Source organism: Pandoraea pulmonicola, from assembly GCF_000815105.2.
Classification (GTDB): Bacteria; Pseudomonadota; Gammaproteobacteria; order Burkholderiales; family Burkholderiaceae; genus Pandoraea; species Pandoraea pulmonicola.
The window spans coordinates 1087298-1103160 of sequence record NZ_CP010310.2; the positions used below are offsets into that span (position 1 = coordinate 1087298).

The following is a 15863-nucleotide window of genomic DNA, read 5'->3' on the forward strand; positions in this document are numbered from 1 at the left end:
AGACCTATGCTCATCGTTGACGATCCAAGGAAGACCGCCAAAGCCTTTGCCGACGACTTCTTCAAACGGACCGAAAGCCAATTGCAGTCGCACAAGGAGAAGGCCAAGGCGTCGTCCAGTGCGCTGACCACGCTGAAAACTTCGCTTTCGACGTTCCGTACCGCGCTGAGTTCGATGCTCGTGGGCGGCAGCATGGCGCGCCGTGCGGTATCGCTGAGCGACGCGAAGTTTGGCTCGGCGACCCTCGGCGAGGGAGCTCGCGCGGGCTCGTACAACTTCTACGTGAAACAGGTCGCGTCGGCCAATCAAAAAGTCATCGAAACGATTCCCGCGACGAGCCCGGCGACCGGCACGATGAAGATCGATCTGGCAGACGGAACCTCGCTGGATATCGATCTCTCCAAGATAGCCACTGCTACGCCGGGCCAGGTCACGCCGACGGAGCTGGCGCGCGCTGTCAACGAGGCAGCCGGCGCGTCGGGAAAACTCAACGCGTCGGTCATGACGATGTCGGATGGCTCGCAGAAGCTGATGCTCACTGCCGCGCAGACCGGAGAGGGAAGCCGGATCACGGTGAAATCGGCCGGGCTCCACGAAGCGCTGAAGAAGGCGCTCGACGGCATGAAGGAAACCACCGCGGCCAAAGATGCGGTGTTGCGGATCGGCGGCCAATCAGGTACCGAAATCAAGCAGGCGTCGAACACTTTCACCGGCGTCGCGGGCCTGTCGGTAACGTTCAAGCGCGTCTCCTCGGACGCCAACGACGTGCTGACCGTCAATGTGAGCAACGACGCGAATGCGACGGCGGACGGTGTTCAGGCGTTCGTCGATGCATACAACGCCATGCGCAAGGCGATTGGCGAACTGACCAAGCCGGGCGATGCCGCCGCGGGCGTCGCCGGCGGCGCCATGCAGGCGGATGCCGGTTTGCGCGCCTTGAGCGCTCAGCTCAGCGCCGTGCTGCGTCAGCCCGTGGACGGCATCAATCTGTACGACCTCGGCATTGAGGTCGACAAGCACGGCAATCTGAACCTTGACCGTGCCAAGCTCGACAAGACACTGGCGAAAAATCCCGAGGCGCTCGACAAATTCGTCGGCAAATCGTCTACGGGCATGGTCGCAAAGCTGAACAAGTCATTGGACGCCTGGCTCGACAGCGCCAAGGGGCAGATCAAGGCACGTCGGGATTCCTCCGACAAGGTTCTGAAAAAACTCGACGCAAAGCACGAAGAACTTCAACGCCGCTATGACCAGATCTTCAACGGCTACGTGAAGCAGTTCACCGCGCTGCAGGTCGTCCAAAACCAGATGCAGGACACGCTGAAGTTCCTGGAAAACATGTTCTCGCCAAAGAAAGACTAACTGCGGCAATGCATCGCCCGATTGAAGAAAACCACTGACTATGGACAACGTTGGATACCGCAGCTACCACGCCGCGAATCTGGAAGCGCAAATTGCCAGCGCTTCCCCGGTGCAATTGGTCCTCGTTCTGACCGACGGTCTGCTCGACGAGCTGGCGCGTGCGAGGGCGCATATCGTCGCTCGCCGGTACGAGGCCAAGGGGGCGAGCGTGAGCAAGTGCGTGGCGATGATCAATGGCCTGAACAGCTCGCTGGATATGGACAGCGGGAGCGAAGCGGTCAGCCAATTGGCATCGCTGTACGACTACTGCGCCTGGCGTCTTGTGCAGGCGAGCGGCGACCTGAGCGTTGAGCCGATTGACGAAGTCGTTCGATTGATCGGCACGCTGCGCGAAGGCTGGCAAGGCGTGGCATGAGCACTGGCAAGCGCGAGGATCGGTCGAGCGAGTTGATGCGGGGAACGCGCAGTCTGGTCGAACTGGTCAACGCGCGGCAGTGGCGGACGTCGATGGAGGTGGAGAAGGAGGTCCGCTCGTTGCTCGACCGAATCATTGTCCGAGGCGAGGCATTGAGCGACGCGGAAATCGCGGCATTGGCTCAGGTTCGGCGAACCTATGCAACGTTGCTGCGGGAACTCACGCGGCAAAGCGACCGTGTCGCAGCGCACCTCGAAAGCATGCAGGGCAGCAAGGCGGGGTGGATTGCCTACGGCGTGATCGGCGAGCTCGAGGAGCGAAACAAAGGATGAGAACCATGGTGGCGACAATGCTGTTGACAGGATGGACCCCTGGCGATGTGCCGAACGTGAAAGCGCCTTGCGGCCCGCGCGTATTGACGGGCTCCGATGGCGTGGCGTTGGCGCAGGACATTCCGGATCAGGAGGTCGAGGGAGAAACGCGCGAGGCGTCGACGGAGCGGCCGGTCGTCGAGGGGTTCGCGCAGTTCCTGGAAATGGCGCACACGACTTCGCAGGTCGGCGACGACCTCATGACGGACGATCCACGGCAGGTCGTGCTGCATGGGCGCGGTGTCGACATGCCACACATCGCGTCGCAAGTCGACGGCGAGACCACGGCGGGGGGGCAGCGGGAACGGCCGTCGGCGCTAGATGCGCTGCAGTCGAGCGCGAACGGCGGAGCAATGCACTTGGCCACCGACGCTGAAGGTGCGCCGCAAAAGAGCGATGGGTTTGCGCTCAGCCCGTTGATGTATGCCATTGCATCGGCTGGCCAGCGCGACAGTACGCGCAAGCCGGCGTTGCCTCCCGATCCCGAACCGGTGCGTGGTGGCAGCGCGGAGGTAGGCAATGGCACGGCGGACGTCGGCGATGCGGACGCGCAACGTGCGGGGCCCGCAGGGGGAAGTGCCGCCGGAAGCGTCAGCACGACGCTCGCGACAGCATCTCCGGAGGTACAGGGGACGAGCCGCAATGGGCGCGAAGGCAGCGCGACCGGCACTGCCAACGAAAGCAGGGGCGCCGCGTCGGCGCCGGTGGCAACGACCACAGCGGACATGCCCGCCTTGCTCGCAACGCCATTCGCAACCGGTACCCGGGCGGCGGTACCCGTATCGGTGGCGTCATGGGGACCGCAACTCGTGACATCGCTCGGTCACCGGGTAAGTGTCCAGATGGGAAGCGGCGTCGAGCAGACGGTGATTCGTCTCGATCCGGCGTCGATGGGTGCGTTGCAGATTGCCGTTCGGCATCAGGGGGGGACGTTGCAGGTTCATTTGATGGCGTCGAACGAGGATGTTGCGCGGCAATTGCAGGCGGCCAGCGACGCCATGCGTCAGGAATTGGCGCAGAAGCACCAGGGAGAGGTGAGTGTGGCGGTGCGGCACGACTCGGCGTTCGGCCAGGCGGGACAGGCGGGCCATGGCGCGCGGCGTGAGGCCCGCGAAAACGACAAGCGCCCCGGGCGGGCGCTGGCAGAGGTTTCGTCGGAGGACGACGGGATGTGGTTCCGTTTAGGCAACGTGCTGACTGGATAAGGTCCGAATACGATGAGATTTGAGTTGGCGATGAACAAGAAGACCCGGGTAATGGTGGGGCTGGTACTGGCGATCGCGGGAGCGGCGGCGGGTGGCTTCTGGGTGTATGCGCGCAGCGTTGCGCATGACGATGGGGCCGCGGCGCAGGAGAGCCTGGCGGCCGATCCCTACAAGTACGTTGGCGTTGAGAAGATCGTGGTCATGCTCAAGCCGGACAACGAAACGGATGTGCGCGAGATCCACTACGCGGCATTGGACATCATACTGAAATCCGCACCGGAGAAAGAGGCCAGTGTGCGCGAACAACTGCCGTTGCTGAGCAGCATTGCGGTGAAGGCCGTTTCCGGACAAACGCTGGAGTCGATTCGCAATATGTCCATCGACGATCTGAGCTGCAAGATCAATGCCGCGTTCACCGAGTCTTACCGACATCGCAACGTCGAGCAGCCGTTCGTCACGGCGATGATCGGCAAGCTGTTGGTCGAGTGATCCGATGGGCATGCCGATGAGAAACGCCGCGCCGCGCGAGGCTTACGCCCGGGCGAGCGCCATTGCCGAGCAGCGCTGTCTCATGGAGTACGCGTCAATCGTCAAGCGCGTGGTGCGCCAGTTGCTCTCTCAGGCATGCGGCGCGATTGCGCAGGAAGACATGGAGCAGATCGGACTCATGGGCCTGCTCGAAGCGCTGCGTCGATATGGCGAAGTGGACGAGGCGTTTGCCGGCTACGCGGCGATGCGCGTGCGCGGCGCGATTCTCGACGAGCTGCGCCGCCACGACTGGCGACCGCGCACCGTGCGTCAGGATGCGTACCGTGCACGCGACATGGAGCGTTCGCTGCGCCGGTCCCTGGGCCGCGATCCAACCGACGCCGAAGTGGGACAGGCGCTCGGGATCGATGCCGATGCCTATCGCGAGCGCGTATTGGCCGGCAACGCGGAGGAGATGGCGAATCTGGACGAACTTCTTGATGACGACGCCCTTGCTCACGAGGAGAGTCCCGAGCGTCAGGTCGTGCGCCGGCGATGCCTGGAACAGGCGCTCGCATACCTGGACGAGCGTGAGCAACGCGTCATCCAGCTTTATTACGAGTTCGACCTGAGCCTTCGCGAAATCGCCGGCGTGCTTGACGTGACCGAGGCGCGGGTGTGTCAGATCAACAAGGCGGCTCTCAAGAAGATGCGCTTGGCCCTGAGCGATGTTTGACGGGATGGGCGTCCGGTTTTTTAAAGAGACAGACATGAAATTGGTAGGCACCCGGCCCGCAAGCGAAGTCCGGCGGAGCGATGACAAGCAAAAGCGCACGCGAGAGCGGGGCGCGATAGCCGAAGCTCCCGTTCGAGGCGGAGCCGATACCCCTTTGGCAACGCACGTCGTACAACCCGCCATGGCGGCACTGCGCGACATGCCGGATTTCGACGAGGCGCGAGTCGCAGCCCTGCGCGAGGCGCTCAAGGCGGGTGAGCTTCCGTTCGACGCGGGCAAGCTGGCATGTTTGATTCAGCGCTTTCACGGTACGCGTGGGAGAGAGCGATGACGCGCAAGGAAGCATTCAAGGCACTCGTGCTTGGCATCGAGATCGAGCTGACGCGCTACCACGAACTCAAGGCATTGCTCGAGCGTCAATACGTCGCCGCCATGCGGCGCGACGCCACGGGGATCGAGAGGATCGCTCAGTCCATCCTGACACTGGTGGACACCCTCGCCGAGCATCACGAATTACGTCGCATTCATGCATGCATATTGGCTGCTCCGTCGGCGCCCGCGTCGATGATGGACGTGCTCGACTGCATCGCCGGCGCACCGCGCGAGCGACTGATGACTATCTGGAGCCAACTCGAGACACTCGTTCGCGAGTGCAAGACGCTTAATGCGCGCAACGGTCAACTGCTGGTTGCGCAGTTCGAAGTGGTGCAGCGCGCGCTGTACGGGGAGACCCACATCTATGCTGAAACTTGATTTCTCACCGGTGCGGCCCAGCGTCGGTACGCCGCATATCGCGTCGCAGCAATCGATGGACACAGCCCGTGGTGCGTACTGGCACGAACTGACACGTTTGCATGACGACATCGTGCGCACGGTCGCCGAGGGATTCGATGCCGACGATGCGGCTTTCGCGCCTGTGCCGGCCCAGGCCGGCGCCAACATTGCCGCGCTGCTGGCGAGTGGAGCGACTGGCATGAGCGGGCGAACGACGTCGAGCAAACAGGACTTCCTGGCGAACATCCTGCCGTTTGCGCGCAAGGCCGCGAATGAGCTTGGCGTATCCGAGGATCTGATTGCGGCGCACGCCGCGCTGGAGTCCGGATGGGGAAATCGTCCGCTTACGGGGGCGCAAGGCGACGATACGTTCAACCTGTTTGGCATCAAGGCGGCGGATCGTTGGCAGGGCGGCGTCGCCGACGTGCTCACCACCGAGTATATCGGCGGCGATGCGATCAAGACTGTGCAGCGGTTTCGGGCCTATTCGAGCTACGACGCGGCGTTTGACGACTACGTGCGGCTGTTGCGGGACAACCCGCGCTATCGCGGTGTGATCGGGGCCGGTGGAAACGTTGCGGCGTTTGCGCGGGCGCTTGTCAGCGGCGGCTATGCAACGGACCCCGCGTACGTATCGAAGCTCCGCCAGGTGGCCTCCGATGTGGCGGCGAGCCGCGCCGATATGGCACGACGTTCGGGCACGACATCGGGAAGGCCTCAGGGCGACGGTTGAGTGGGCGACGCCGAACCTGGCAAGTCCGTCACCGTGACGGTGCCCGGACCTGTGACCCGCGCCCGGATCTCCTTGCCCGAGCTGGCGTTTCGCACGGGGATGATCGCGTCCGTGCCGCCTGCCTGGAGGGCCACACCTGCGCTGCTGATTTCGCTCTCGCCGAGACGGACCACGATGCGCACGCTCTGGCCTTTGCGAACCAGTTCGGGGACTTGCAGCGACTTGCGCGAGAGCGTATGACCGCTGCGAATTGCGCGGCGACTGGCCTGTCCCACGGCGTCGTCGATGCGCGTTACGGTGTCGGCGAGCGACACCACTTTACGCGCCTGCAGGGAAAGATCGTCGGCGGCAATCGCTCGCCCCGCCGCAATGTCGTTGACCGCTACCGGAAGGTTTGCCGTAACGGTGCCGCGCACGACCAGTTGTGTCGCGGTCCCGGTGGCGGGACAACGTGCAGTGAGCAGCATCCGGCCGAGTTGCCGGGTATCGGCAAACTGGAATGAGAAGGGCTTGGCGCAAGTGGGCGCCGGTGTCCTGGGCGGGGCGACGGTAAGCACGATCTCGGGGTCGGACAAGCCGTTCTGCCGAAGCAACTCGGTGAGTTTGCCGTATGCGGCGGCGCGGGCCTGAGCCAGCAGATCGTCGGAAGGCGGCGGTGCGGAGGCAGTGATCGGCGCGGCATGAACAGCCGTGCAAAGCGTGAACGCCGCGACATGGGCGATACAGGCGATACGTGAGGAGTACGAAGCGGTAAGCAGTGAAGACATGACGTTTTCGGCAAGCATCGTTGCCGTACGGAAACAAATGGGGCGCGGGGCCGAAGGTAGGCGGATGACACGGCCGACCCGGGCGGCGCGATCGAAGCGAATTGGTGAAGTGTATAGCAAGGAGTATCGACATGGCATTTGATCTGAGCAGTGCATTGAGCGTGCATCCCGCGGCGTTGAAGCTGCGTGCGGAGCGCACGACGATGCTGGCTTCGAACCTGGCCAACCAGAACACCCCTGGGTATCAGGCGATGGATCTGGACGTGAAGGCAAGCATGGCGGCGGCGAGCGGCAAGGCGCTCGCGACGATTGCCGCATTGGGCGACGAAATCGAAAAGGGGTACCGCGTGCCCGCGCACGTCGGTCAGGACGGTAACACCGTCGAGCTCGGTGTCGAGCAGGCGGCGTTCGCTCAGAACGCAGCGGACTTTCAAACGAGCCTGACCTTCCTGAACATGAAGATCAAGGGGTTGCACGCCGCAATTTCCGGCAACGCCTGAAACGGGGAATCGTCGAGATGAGTTTCAAGGATATCGCCCGCATCGCGGGCTCCGCGATGGTGGCACAAACGGTCCGCCTGAACACCGTGGCCAGCAATCTGGCGAACGCCGACGCAGCCTCGGGCAGCGAGGAGGCGACTTATCGCGCCCGCAAACCGGTGTTCGCATCGTTGTACAGGCAGGGACAGGACGGCACGGTTGCCGGCGCCGCCGTGCAGGTGCTCGACGTGGTGCAGAGCACCGAGCCGCTGCGCAAGGTGCATGAGCCGAGCAATCCGATGGCAGGCGAGGACGGCATGGTCATGTACCCGAACGTCAATCCCGTCGAAGAGATGACCGACATGATGTCGGCTTCGCGCGCATTTTCCACCAATGTGGACGTGCTCTCGAGAGTCAATTCGATGCAGCACGAAGTCCTCAAGTTGGGACAGTAATTCACACCATCAATATCGATCATGTCGAACACCATTCAATCTCCAAGGGGGCCGCGTGCCGACGCGCCAGCGAACTCGGGCGGCGCGTTGCCGGGCATCGACAGTGGCGCGGGCGGCGATTCGAACCTCTTTGTGAAGCTACTCGTTGCGCAGATGCGCAATCAGGATCCGCTGAACCCGCAGGACCCCTCTCAGTTCGTGTCGCAGCTCACGCAGCTCAGCCAGCTCGACGCCATGCAAGGCGTGATGAAAGCGTCGCTCACCAACGCGGCGAAGCTCGAAAGCATGATGGTCGTGTCGCTCGGCTCGCAGGTGGGCAACGCCGTCAAGGTGAAGGCCGGTGTTGTCGAACTGGAGGACGGTGTCGTGAAAGGCAGCGTCGAACTCGGCAAGTCGGCCACCGATGTGGCGGTCGTGCTGACCGGCCCGGACGGGCGCGAGCATCGGATGTCTCTCGGCGCGCACACGACCGGCGAGGTCGATTTCGAGATCGACCCGCAGGCGCAGGGCCTGAAGCCGGGCAAGTACAAGATCAAGGTGGTGACCGACACCGCTGAAAAACCTGATGCCGAAATCGAAGGAAAACTGGAAGGCGTGCGCGTTGGGGCGGACGGCAAGGTGATCCTCCAAGTGGCGGGCGTCGGTCCCGTCGATACCGCCGCCGTGACGAGTTTCCTCGGCAAGCCGGCTAATTTCTCTTCCCCAAAGGAATTCGTATGAGCTTCAACATTGCGCTGTCCGGCATCAAGGCCGTCAACAATCAACTGGAAAGGATCAGCGACAACATTGCGAATGGCGGCACCGCCGGCTTCAAGTCGAGCCGTGCGAATTTCGCCACGATGGTCGCGGGCAATCAACCCAACGGCGTGTATATCGGTTCGACCAGCCAGAGCATCGGCGTGGGCGGCAATCTGTTCCACACTGGCCGCACGCTCGACGCGGCCATTCAGGGCAAGGGCTTCTTCGTGGTGAAGGACGCCGACGGTTCGGAACTGTACACCCGCTTTGGCGCCTTCCAGAAGGATGCGGACGGATACATGACCGACGTCTACGGTCGTCGCCTGCAGGGCTGGACGGACACTGGTGCGTTCGGCGACATCCAGGTCGGCTCCGGCAGCGTGCCGGCCAAGGCGAGCGACACACTCGAATATGTGGGCAATCTCAAGGGCGATTGGAAAGCGCCGGATGCGAATGTCGATTTCAGCAAGGACAACAAGGCCTCGTACAACGAATCGGTGACCACGACGGTGCACGATTCGCTGGGTCGCGCGCACACGGTGACGCAGTACTTCCGCCAGGATCCCGCACCGGCGAATTCGGTTTCGGTGTTCTACGCGATGGACGGCGAAACCCTTGCCGACGCGTCTGGCGCCCCTATTCTGAACAAGCTGGAATTCGATGCCGACGGCAAGCTTACCTCTCCGTCGGGTGCGATCTCGCTGGATCTGGGCACGCCCGTGCCCGCGGCCGAACTCACTGTCGCGCTGAATTACGCGGGTACGACGCATTCGGGGAGTTCGGCGACGACAACCACGATCAACCGCAGCAACGGTTACGAGCCCGGTACGCTGAGCGACACCACGCTCGATGAGAAGGGGCAGATCATCGCGCAATACAGCAATGGTCAGAAGGCGGTCGTCGGCACCCTCGCACTCGCCACGTTTGCCAATGCCGATGGGCTGTCCGCGGTGAACAACACGTCGTGGCGTTCCACCTCGCTGTCGGGCAATGCGTTGTATGCGCGCCCGGGCAGTGGCATGGCTGGCGGCGTGGTTCCGACTTACCGCGAGGGATCGAACGTCGACGTGACGCAGGAGCTCGTCGAGCTGATGGCGGCCCAACGCAACTATCAAGCCAATTCGAAGGTCGTCTCCACCGAGAACCAACTGATGCAGGCGCTGCTGCAGGCGCTGTAAGCCCATGGATCCGCTGATCTACACCATCATGAGCGGCGCCAGCCGCACCATGCACGCGATTCAGGTGCATGCGAACAACATGGCGAACGCGCAAACGGACGGGTTTCGTGCGGAGCTCGAGACATCGCAAAGTCAACCGGTGCCGGGCTTCGGCTACGACGCGCGCCATATGGTTCGCGTTCAGGCCAACTCGGTCAGTGCAAACAATGGCGTGGTTCAGGAGACCGGCCGCGATCTGGATGCCGCGATTCTCGGGGAAGGCTATTTCGCCGTGCAGACCGGCGATGGCGAAGCGTATACCCGCGCGGGAAACTTCAGTATTGATGCCGAGGGCACACTCACGCTCGGCGGGCGCGCCGTCATGGGGGACGGCGGCCCCATCGTGGTGCCGGAGAACAGCACTGTCTCGATCGGCAACGACGGGACCATCTCCGCGGTTGTGCCGGGGGAGCCGGAGGCGCAGATCGTGGATCGGCTGGCGGTGGTGAGCGGGCCGGCGGCCGATCTGGTGAAGAGCCCGGAAGGGCTGCTGGTCACGCGTGACGGCGCTCCGCTCCCGGCGGTTGAGGAGCGTCAGGTGCTCGGTGGGCATCTGGAGCGCAGCAACGTGTCGCCGGTCGAGGAAATGTTGGCGAGCATGTCGCTGCATCGAGACTACGAAATTCAGATGCGCATGTACAGCGCGGCCAATGAAATGGCCGATGCCGGCAACCGCCTCATTCGCGGCTGACGCACGGCCCTCAAAAAAAGTCATAGAGAGAAAGACGCATGAATCAAGCAATGTGGATCAGCAAGACCGGGATCCAGGCGCAGGACGCCAAGCTACAGGCGATTGCCAACAATCTGGCAAACGTCAACACCGACGGCTACAAACGCGACCGGCTGGTCTTCGAGGACCTGTTCTATCGCGTGGAGCGTCAGCCGGGCGCGCCGCTCGACCAGAACTACTCGTCGCCGCTCGGCGTGCAACTGGGCAGTGGCACGCGCATGGTGGGTTCGCAGAAGGTATTTACCGACGGCAATACGAAGACCACCGGGCAGGAGCTGGACGTGGCGATCATGGGGCGGGGTTTCCTGCAGGTGCAGTTGACCAATGGCGAGGTTGGCTATACGCGTGCGGGACAGCTCCGGATGAACGGCGAGCGCGTTCTGACGAACGCACAGGGACTGCCGTTGGTGCCGGAGATCTCGATCCCGGAGAACGCGACGAACATCGCCATCGGCGAGAACGGTGTCGTGTCGGCCACGGTGGCGGGCTCCGCGACGCCCAGCGAAGTCGGACAGATTCAACTGGCCACGTTTGCGAATCCGGCAGGCTTGCTTGCCATGGGCGACAACCTGTTCAGGGAGACGGCCGCCAGCGGTGCGCCGACCGAAGGCGATCCGGGCACCGACGCGCTGGGAAAGCTCAAGCAATTCGCGCTTGAGGGCTCGAACGTGCAAGTGGTGGAAGAGATGGTCGAGATGATCTCCACGCAACGCACCTACGAAATGAACACCAAGGTGCTCACTGCGGCGGACAACATGATGCAGCAGTTGGCGCAGGCGGCGCGATGATGCGTGCTGTTGCGCGTTTGGTGCCGCTTGTCGCGGCAACCGGTCTGGCGGGTTGCATCGCCCTGCCGCTGGACCCGGCGGTGCCCGACTTTGCCGACGACGATCTGCCGCCACCGGCGGCGGTATCGCTCAGGGGCACGTCGGGCGGCGTATTCAATGCGGCGACCACGGCGTCGCTGGCCTCCGACGGGCGGGCCTTCCGCCCCGGCGACACGCTCACCATTACGCTGGATGAAACAACGCAGGCGAGCAAGCGCGCCGGGACAAGCTTCAAAAAGGGATCCGACATGGAGGTCGCGCCGGGCAAGGTTTTCGGAATGAACGTCGATCTCGATACGGCAATCGGTGGCTCCCGCTCGTTCGACGGGAGTGGCGCGAGTTCCCAGCAGAATACCCTGCGTGGCGAGATCACCGTGGTCGTGCATCAGGTGATGCCTGGCGGATTGCTGCAGGTCAAGGGCGAGAAATCGCTGTCGCTCAATCAGGGCGAGGAAATCCTGCGTGTCACGGGCTACGTCCGTCAGGCCGATATCGATACGAACAATCGCGTGTCGTCTCGGCGCATCGCGAATGCCCGCATCAAGTACATGGGTAAGGGCGCACTGTCGGACTCGAATCAGGCGGGATGGCTGACGAGATTCTTCAACAGTCCATGGATGCCATTCTGATCATGAAATTTCTACGAAATGCGCTGCATCGGTGGCTCGTCACGGGGTTGATGGCCGTCGCGACGAACGCCGTTGGCGTGCCACTCGGCAACCTGGTCAACGTTGACGGCGTGCGCGAGAACCAGTTGATCGGCTACGGGTTGGTCGTCGGCCTGAACGGTACGGGCGACGGGCAGCAGGTCCGCTATACGGGCCAGTCGGTGGCGAACGTGCTCAAGCAATTCGGCGTGACGCTGCCCGAAGGTATCCGGTTGCGCTCGCGCAATGCCGCCGCCGTGATGGTCAGCGCGAGCTTTCCACCCGGTTACAAGCGTGGCCAGGCTATCGACGTGACGGTGTCGTCGCTCGGCGACGCGAAGAGTCTGCGCGGGGGCACCTTGCTGCTCACGCCGTTGCGCGCCGCGAACGGAGAAGTCTACGCATTGGCGCAGGGCAACGTCGTGATTCCCGGGGTGAAGGCGCAGGGGATCAGCGGATCGAGCGTGACGATCAACTCGACGGCCGCGGGCAGAGTGCCCAGGGGAGCGACCATCGAAAACGAGATCGAATCCGATTTCAACGATCGCCCATTCGTCAGGCTGAGCCTCAAGCGGCCCAATTTTCAGACCGCAACGAATATCGTGCGAGCCGTTAATCGGACTGTCGGAGGCGATGCCGCGACAACCCGGGATTCGACGAGCGTGGACGTGGCGGCCCCGGCCGACCCGACGGAGCGCGTGGCGTTCGTGGCGCGTTTGACCGCCATCGACGTGAGCGCCGGCGGCCAGACGCCGCGCGCGGTGTTCAACTCTCGCACGGGCACCGTCGTGATCAGTCAAGGCATGACCGTGTCGCCGGCCGTCGTCTCGCATGGCGCGCTGAAGATCGTGATTTCCGAGGGCTCTCAAGTGAGCCAGCCCAATCCGTTCGGCCGGGGGAACACCGTGGTGACACCGACTTCGGAGGTGAGCGTGGAGCAGGACGCAGTGAACGCGTTCGAATGGCGTTCGGGCACGAGTCTGCAGGCGATCGTCGATACGATCAATGCCACCGGAGCCAATCCCGACGATGTGATGGCCATCTTGCAGGCGCTCGACGAAGCCGGCGCACTCAACGGCGAACTTGTCGTTATCTGAGGAACGTGAATGAGCAATATGCCCATCGATATGCAGGGCGCGATGCTTGCGGCGCGAACCCGCAATATGAAAACGCCCGTTGCGGCGGCGAACGACGACGAGCGTGCCGCGCGCGCCGCGGAGCAGTTCGAGTCGATGTTCATCATGCAGATGGTTCGTGAGATGCGCAAATCCGTGCGGGAAATCAGTCCCGAAGGCAGCATCTTCCGCGACGAGACCACCGCGGGAATGTTCGATTACATGGACATGATGGTGGCCGACCAGTTGGCGTCGCAGCGCGCTTTCGGCATCGCGGACTTCATTCTGGCGCAGATCGCTCCGGAGGCTGCGAGCCGTCGTGCGGGGACAACGTCTGCCTCGACACATGAGGCGACCGATACAGACGCGTGACATCGGCGTAGGCGCCGGGAGGCGGGTCTCAGGACGGATATTTAAGTCGAAGGTGACTACGGTCGCCGTTCATCTGTAGATCAACAACACAACAAGGGGATCGCCACCTTCGCCCTGATGGCGGGGCAAAGGCGCATCCGGCAAAAAACATGAGCATGTTCCACATTGGCATGTCCGGCGTACGGGCGGCAAAGGCTGGTCTTTGGTCTGCCTCCAACAATCTGGCGAATCAGAAGACACCGGGATATTCGCGTCGCGCCGCACTATTGAGTGCCGCGGTAACCGGTGGCGCGAATATGCCCGCGATGGTGCGTCTGAACGACGCTTTCAGGACGCAGGCGCTATGGGCCGCCGGTGCTCAGGAGAGGCGACATAAGGCGGCGCAATCGCACCTGGATCAGCTCGAGGGCGTCATCGGGGCCTCGGGGAGCGACAACAATCTCGGCCTGGGGGATTTCCTGGGCGCGTTGAACAAGGCCAGTGCGGATCCGGCGTCCACGCCGCTGCGTCAGGCAGTGCTCCAGGCCGGCGGTTCGATGGCCAAACAGTTCAATAACCGCATTTCGGTGCTCGAGAATCAGTTGCGCGGCGTGCAGGCGCAGCGTGAGTCGATGATCGAGCAGGTCAACACGTTGGCCGCCTCCGTGGCCGACCTCAATCGGCGCATCGTGGCCGGGAACGCGTCAGGCGATGACGTATCGGCGCTGATGGATCAGCGTGACGTCACCATCGACAAGCTCTCGGGGCTGGTGGGGGGGCAGGTTGTGCAGCAGCCCGACGGTACCGTGGACATCACGTTCAAGGGCGGTCAGCCCCTCGTGCTCGGCTCGCGGGCAGGCGTACTGGAAGTGCGTCGGAATGCGGCAGGCGAGCAGGAGTTGTCAAACAGATTCGGGACCCAGTCGATTCGCGTCGATGACGATGAGCTGGGGGGCGAGCTGCATGGCTTGTCGGACTTTGAGCACGAGACGTTGCGCCCGCATCTACAGGCGCTGAAAACGCTTGCCGGTGAAATTGCCGATCGCTTCAACGCCCAACTGAATGCGGGTTTCGACAAGTCGGGGGCGGCGGGGCGCGACCTCTTCGTTTTCGATCGCGTTTCCGGTCGGATGAAGGTCGATGAGACGCTGACGCCCGACGATCTGGCATTTTCCGATGCCTCGCTCGATCCGGGAGGAAATAGCGGTAATTTGCTGCGGCTCATCGAACTGGGAAAGTCCAAGGTGGATCTCCACGGGGGCGGCTTCGTCTCGCTCGAAGATGCCTTGTCGTCCATGGAAGCCAAGGTGGGGGCGGCAAGCTATCAGAACAAAACGGCGCTCGAGGCGTTGTCGGCCGTGCGAGAACAGGCGGAACTTGCCTGGTCGTCAGCGAGTGGTGTGGATGGGGACGAGGAAGCCATAAATCTGATGGAATACAACAAGATGAGCCAGGCAAACATGACGGTGATCAAGGTGGCGAACGAACTGTTCGACAAGGTGCTTAACGCTTTCTGACGGGGAAAAGACGCCATGAGAATTACACACGCCCAGTTCGGCAAACTGATGCACAACACGTCGCAACGAAACACAGCCAAGCTGGCCGATGTGATGCAGCGCATTGCAAGCGGCGACCGCATTCTTCGCGTGTCGGACGACACCGTCGGCTCGACGCGTCTGGCGCGCCTGGACCGGGACAACAAACGTCTGGATCAGTACCTCAGCAACATCGGTGTGCTCGCACATCGTTTTCAGCGCAACGAAGTGCAGATGTCCGGCATCGTTGCTCAAATTCAGGAAGCACGTACCACTTTGGTACGCGCGGGGGACAGCAGTACCGTGCCGGACGACATGAAGGCTGCCGCCAATACGATCGACCTGCTTCGCGAGAGCATGATGGCGGCAGCAAATGCCAAGGACAACGATGGCAATTACGTCTTCTCGGGAACGGCCGTGGGAGCCCCCCCGGTGAAGTACGATCCCGCCGCGGCCGTTGGGATGCGCTATAGCTTTGAGGGTAATACCGGCAAGCAGATGGTCGTGGTGGGCGATGGTGTCACGCAGTCGGCCAATGTGAGCCTCGACGAGATGGCTGCGCTCCTGAATGCACTCGAGGTCGCATCGAAAGCAATGGATGAAAACGCCCCCGATGCGAGCGAGCGGGCTCGTCGTACGCTGAGTGCAGTGGACAATGCGCTCGAGTCCGTTTCGGGGAAGATCGCGGCGCAGGGCGGCGCTCACGCGTTGCTCGATATGCTTAAGGATACGTACAACGACGTGCTGTCCGCCGGCGAAGAGGCATCCGAGGCCGTCAGGCAGGTCGACCCGGTAAAGGCCAGTTCCGAGCTTGCCAGCTATACGATTGCGATTCAGGCGACGCAGAAGACCTACGCCAGAATCATGGAGCTCTCGCTGTTCAACTTCGTCTAAGTCGCCATGGACGTTCGCCTAACCTCCAATGAAAGCGGCTCGCC

General features: G+C 62.7%; 21 protein-coding genes. 20 read left to right on the forward strand and 1 reads right to left on the reverse strand.

From position 1 onward, the window contains the following. The first annotated feature begins 6 nt into the window (after positions 1-6). The 9 genes from fliD (at position 7) to flgJ (ending at position 6064) form a co-directional block, all read left to right on the forward strand. Positions 7-1362, forward strand: a complete 1356-nt coding sequence (fliD, locus tag RO07_RS04890) for a flagellar filament capping protein FliD (protein ID WP_039408564.1) — start codon at positions 7-9, stop codon at positions 1360-1362. Between the two features lie 40 nt (positions 1363-1402). After that, a complete protein-coding gene (gene fliS / locus RO07_RS04895; protein ID WP_039408565.1) occupies positions 1403-1777 on the forward strand; it encodes a flagellar export chaperone FliS in 375 nt (124 codons plus the stop codon). Next, entirely contained in the window at positions 1774-2109 is a 336-nt protein-coding gene (locus RO07_RS04900; RefSeq protein WP_039408568.1) for a hypothetical protein, read from the forward strand. Before fliS ends, RO07_RS04900 begins: the two co-directional genes overlap by 4 nt. Before the next feature lie 5 nt (positions 2110-2114). Next, positions 2115-3353, forward strand: coding sequence for a flagellar hook-length control protein FliK (locus tag RO07_RS04905; RefSeq protein ID WP_160118073.1), 1239 nt, complete (start codon positions 2115-2117; stop codon positions 3351-3353). Between the two features lie 30 nt (positions 3354-3383). After that, on the forward strand, positions 3384-3842 hold the full coding sequence (locus RO07_RS04910) for a hypothetical protein (RefSeq protein ID WP_039408569.1): 459 nt from the start codon (positions 3384-3386) through the stop codon (positions 3840-3842). Positions 3843-3852: 10 nt separating this feature from the next. Then, a complete protein-coding gene (fliA, locus tag RO07_RS04915; RefSeq protein WP_418303702.1) occupies positions 3853-4557 on the forward strand; it encodes an RNA polymerase sigma factor FliA in 705 nt (234 codons plus the stop codon). A gap of 154 nt (positions 4558-4711) precedes the next feature. Then, the gene (locus tag RO07_RS04920; RefSeq protein WP_418303703.1) at positions 4712-4888 is read left to right on the forward strand and encodes a flagellar biosynthesis anti-sigma factor FlgM; all 177 of its coding nucleotides are present in this window, start codon (positions 4712-4714) and stop codon (positions 4886-4888) included. Further along, positions 4885-5310 (forward strand): flagellar protein FlgN, encoded by a 426-nt coding sequence (flgN, locus tag RO07_RS04925; RefSeq protein ID WP_039408572.1) that lies wholly within the window; start codon positions 4885-4887, stop codon positions 5308-5310. Before RO07_RS04920 ends, flgN begins: the two co-directional genes overlap by 4 nt. Continuing rightward, positions 5297-6064, forward strand: a complete 768-nt coding sequence (gene flgJ, locus RO07_RS04930; protein ID WP_052267028.1) for a flagellar assembly peptidoglycan hydrolase FlgJ — start codon at positions 5297-5299, stop codon at positions 6062-6064. Before flgN ends, flgJ begins: the two co-directional genes overlap by 14 nt. On the opposite strand, the gene flgA is transcribed toward flgJ, so the two are convergent. Further along, positions 6049-6831, reverse strand: coding sequence for a flagellar basal body P-ring formation chaperone FlgA (gene flgA, locus RO07_RS04935; RefSeq protein WP_072637173.1), 783 nt, complete (start codon positions 6829-6831; stop codon positions 6049-6051). The two genes, flgJ and flgA, sit on opposite strands and share 16 nt — an antisense overlap. Before the next feature lie 131 nt (positions 6832-6962). Here flgA and flgB point away from each other — a divergent pair, with 131 nt between their 5' ends. The 11 genes from flgB (at position 6963) to RO07_RS04990 (ending at position 15819) form a co-directional block, all read left to right on the forward strand. After that, positions 6963-7331, forward strand: coding sequence for a flagellar basal body rod protein FlgB (gene flgB / locus RO07_RS04940; protein ID WP_039408574.1), 369 nt, complete (start codon positions 6963-6965; stop codon positions 7329-7331). Between the two features lie 17 nt (positions 7332-7348). Next, complete coding sequence (flgC, locus tag RO07_RS04945; RefSeq protein WP_039408577.1) at positions 7349-7765, forward strand: flagellar basal body rod protein FlgC; 417 nt, start codon at positions 7349-7351, stop codon at positions 7763-7765. Between the two features lie 87 nt (positions 7766-7852). Next, positions 7853-8485: a flagellar hook capping FlgD N-terminal domain-containing protein gene (locus tag RO07_RS04950; protein WP_160118072.1), complete on the forward strand. Its 633-nt coding sequence runs from the start codon at positions 7853-7855 to the stop codon at positions 8483-8485. Then, positions 8482-9681: a flagellar hook protein FlgE gene (locus RO07_RS04955; protein ID WP_039408584.1), complete on the forward strand. Its 1200-nt coding sequence runs from the start codon at positions 8482-8484 to the stop codon at positions 9679-9681. Before RO07_RS04950 ends, RO07_RS04955 begins: the two co-directional genes overlap by 4 nt. A 4-nt stretch (positions 9682-9685) precedes the next feature. Further along, positions 9686-10411, forward strand: coding sequence for a flagellar basal body rod protein FlgF (locus RO07_RS04960; protein WP_039408586.1), 726 nt, complete (start codon positions 9686-9688; stop codon positions 10409-10411). 38 nt (positions 10412-10449) lie between these two features. Continuing rightward, the gene (gene flgG / locus RO07_RS04965) at positions 10450-11238 is read left to right on the forward strand and encodes a flagellar basal-body rod protein FlgG (protein WP_167369427.1); all 789 of its coding nucleotides are present in this window, start codon (positions 10450-10452) and stop codon (positions 11236-11238) included. Further along, positions 11238-11906 (forward strand): flagellar basal body L-ring protein FlgH, encoded by a 669-nt coding sequence (flgH, locus tag RO07_RS04970; RefSeq protein ID WP_115089189.1) that lies wholly within the window; start codon positions 11238-11240, stop codon positions 11904-11906. The genes flgG and flgH overlap by 1 nt, the downstream gene beginning before the upstream one ends. Positions 11907-11956: 50 nt before the next feature. Further along, positions 11957-13021 (forward strand): flagellar basal body P-ring protein FlgI, encoded by a 1065-nt coding sequence (locus RO07_RS04975; protein ID WP_237171439.1) that lies wholly within the window; start codon positions 11957-11959, stop codon positions 13019-13021. 9 nt (positions 13022-13030) lie between these two features. Continuing rightward, a complete protein-coding gene (locus RO07_RS04980) occupies positions 13031-13411 on the forward strand; it encodes a hypothetical protein (RefSeq protein WP_039408592.1) in 381 nt (126 codons plus the stop codon). Positions 13412-13560: 149 nt separating this feature from the next. Then, positions 13561-14907, forward strand: a complete 1347-nt coding sequence (flgK, locus tag RO07_RS04985; RefSeq protein ID WP_039408593.1) for a flagellar hook-associated protein FlgK — start codon at positions 13561-13563, stop codon at positions 14905-14907. Between the two features lie 48 nt (positions 14908-14955). Then, positions 14956-15819 (forward strand): flagellin N-terminal helical domain-containing protein, encoded by an 864-nt coding sequence (locus tag RO07_RS04990; protein WP_160118071.1) that lies wholly within the window; start codon positions 14956-14958, stop codon positions 15817-15819. Positions 15820-15863 lie beyond the last annotated feature (44 nt).